The sequence below is a fragment of the Thermogutta sp. genome, from assembly GCF_039793925.1.
Lineage (GTDB): Bacteria > Planctomycetota > Planctomycetia > Pirellulales > Thermoguttaceae > Thermogutta.
The window spans coordinates 951-3,944 of the sequence record NZ_JBAMME010000275.1; the positions used below are offsets into that span (position 1 = coordinate 951).

General features: G+C 55.7%; 3 protein-coding genes and 1 pseudogene. All 4 read right to left on the reverse strand.

Annotation, left to right across the window (positions count from 1 at the left end; translation table 11 throughout):
* Positions 1–234: glycosyltransferase (locus ABJK56_RS13975; protein WP_347245282.1), on the reverse strand; the 234-nt coding region annotated here is incomplete at its 3' end.
* Positions 219–1,355 (reverse strand): glycosyltransferase, encoded by a 1,137-nt coding sequence (locus tag ABJK56_RS13980; protein ID WP_347245283.1) that lies wholly within the window; start codon positions 1,353–1,355, stop codon positions 219–221. The genes ABJK56_RS13980 and ABJK56_RS13975, both read right to left, overlap by 16 nt.
* Positions 1,356–1,360: 5 nt before the next feature.
* Positions 1,361–2,758 (reverse strand): O-antigen ligase family protein, encoded by a 1,398-nt coding sequence (locus tag ABJK56_RS13985; protein ID WP_347245284.1) that lies wholly within the window; start codon positions 2,756–2,758, stop codon positions 1,361–1,363.
* Between the two features lie 32 nt (positions 2,759–2,790).
* Positions 2,791–2,994: pseudogene (locus tag ABJK56_RS13990) on the reverse strand (hypothetical protein); the annotation flags it as partial.

Genomic DNA, 2,994 nt, shown 5'->3' on the forward strand with positions numbered 1-2,994 from the left:
CCGAAACTGAACGACCTTCGCACCCATCTGTTCCGCGATGGCAGCCGTGCGGTCTGTACTCCCCGAATCGACGACGAACACTTCGTCGGCGAAGCGGACGCTCTCCAGGCATGCTGCAATGTTTTGCTCCTCGTTGAGGACCGGGATGATCACCGAGAGGGCTAGCGTCTTTGGTTCGGTTTCGCTGTGTTCTGTGTCGCGTTTGGTCTCGCGATCAGCTACCGTTTCCGGCATCGCGCCACCTCGTCGTACACCGTGTCTAACTTTTCTACTACAGAATGCCAGGTCAAGTGTTGTTGGACATATGCCATACCGTAGCGAGCGAGTTCCGCCCGATCGGCCAAGAGCACTTTCCGTAACCCATCGACCAGGCCATCGAGGGAATCTTCCACGGTCAAGCCGCACCCCGAGGCGTCTACGTAAATATGACTGGCCACACCGGGGGTCACTACCACGGGGAGGCCATGGGCCATCGCTTCCACTACCACGACGCCGAAGTTTTCGGACTGCGATGGTAAGGCCAACACATCGGCAGCCGCAAAGAGCATTGATTTGTCCTCGCCCGTCACAAATCCCATCCGCTTCACCCGACCATTGAGATGGCTGGTGGCAATGGCTGCGGAAAGCGTCGTTTCAGCCCCGGCGTCAGGACCGGCAAAGACGGCCATCAGATCAGGAAACTCGGGAAGGAGCCGGAGCATCGCCTGAATCACCCACTCGGGACGCTTTTTAGGGGCGATGCGCGAGAGAAAAAGAAGAACCTTGGCCTGTTCCGGGATGCGCAAGCTTTCTCTAGCTGCCGCGGTCCCTATTTGGTCGTCAATCAATGTTACACCATGCGGAATGACCACAACATTTTCCAGCTTGAACTGCTCACGGAGGTCAACCGCCTCTGCAGGCGTTGTCGCCTGAACCGCGGCGGCAAGTCGCAGGTCCTTTGCCACAAAAAGCTTCGTGAACCATCGTTTTATGGAAGCTCGCCCCATGGCCAGACATCGAGGGGCAAACGTCCCTGCAGGCCGCATGATGTAGGGAACACGCAATCGTCGGGCCAATCGCGGGGCAAACGTCGTGAGGTGGCTGAAAACTCCATGTATATGAAGGACGTCGGGCCGATGCAGCGGATCAACCAAGCGACGTCGAAGCCATCGGTAAGCCTCCGGAGTCCAGGTATAGCGGGCAAAGGGACGCGACCGGCCATACCCGCGGGCAATGAATAGTTCAGCACCAGAAAAGGCGGGATCACTCTGCATCCGCTGTCGAAATTCCCAATCCGGTGCCCACGGTTCTGCCGACTGGGCATTGGTGGTGAGGATGGCCACCTGATGGCCCCGTCGCACCTGCTCTTGTACCAAGCCCCTCAACGAATGGCTAGGACCGCCGGAACGGGGATCGACGCTGTGGATGACGTGGAGGATACGCACAGATTGGCTCGAGGATAGACCTGGAGTTTCTCAGTAGCTGCCATAAATGTGGCAATACCAAACCAGGCAATCAAAACACCTGGAGCGTTGATTGCGAAGAGGGCCCCATGCATAAAAGAATCGAGAAAAACATAGGCGACGTTCAGCGCTAGAGCAACCGCCAGCGAGGACTCGTATGTTATAGGCAGCCAGAATAGTCTGGCTATTCTTCGAAGGATAAAAAACCAGAATAGGGCGAACGGTACGTACCCGAGAATTCCCATTTCCATCAACCGCTCGACGTGATCGCTGTGAAGCGTCATGCGTCCCAATCGTGCTGTGCCAAAGCCGGGAATCACATCCAACAGCGTCACCTGGCCTGGCACGATAACGCCCGTGAGGCGTTCGCCCTCCTCATACATTCTGACATAGCGCGTCATTCCGTATCCGTGGCCAAGGATGGGGCTTTCCATAAAGAGTTGTAGGCCGACTTTCCAGCGGGGAATTCGCCCGGTAAAGGTAGGTAAAGACTCTTCGCGAACGATGTAGTCCGGCAACATATCAAGGGACAGGACACCTGAAACGAAAAGGAACATTATGGCACTCACCGTCAGAAAGATTGCGAGTCGGCCGGAGCGCCAGTGTTTCCATGTCCACACGATGAAGGCCGCCAGGCCGCCAATAATGGCTGCACGCCCTCCGGAAAAAATGAGGAGGTAAAGGAGGACCCCCAGTACGAACAGGAAGAAAACCCGGCTGCGTCCCTGAGACCACCGCACTTTCCAGAGGACGAGAGGCAGTCCCGCAGCCGCAAAGCTGCCGGTACCGGTAGCTTTCCCAAAAGCACCAGTCACTCGTTGGCCTGGTATGAAACCGGGAAGCTCTTGAACGAGGAAATATAAACTCCACATCGCACCAAGGACGATTGTGAGAAGAAGCAGTTTTGCGACAAGCTCATAATTTCGACCCTGTTTTAACCACGACCACCCTCCAATAAATAGCGCCACGTACATGATCAGGAAGCTGGCCAATCGTGCCAGGCTGTATTCCGGCATTGGTGAAATCAACACCGACAGAGCACCTACAAGTATGAACGCGGTCAGGCAACGGTGCTCTGGCCTATATACTATGCCCGGCACGCGGCCCAGCATTCCCACAAGCCCTATTGCAAGCCCCACGGTGAAATGCCACCGATAAGGATAGAAGTACTGCCCAATCTCGCGAAGGCTGCACAGAAATAACCCCAGACACGCAAAGGCAATTAGAAGTGCAAACGGGTCGCGCAGGATCCGTTGCCAAGCGAAACGTGGCTTCGATGAAATATTTCTTGTTGTCGATTGAATGAGTCGAGTCATCGTCACACGGACAGCTTTAGCGGGTGATCGACCTAACTGTCGTTCGCGCCGATCGCCTTATACAACACTTTCACAAGGCGTTGGCGATATTTGTCCAGCGAATATTCCTGCGCTCGCTGGCGGGCGTTTTCTGACATCCACTGCAAAAGCTCGCGGTCGCTCGCGAGAAGATCGATTTTCTCTGCAATCACCTCCGATGAACGGACAGGGACGATGAAGCCGTCCGTGCCATCACG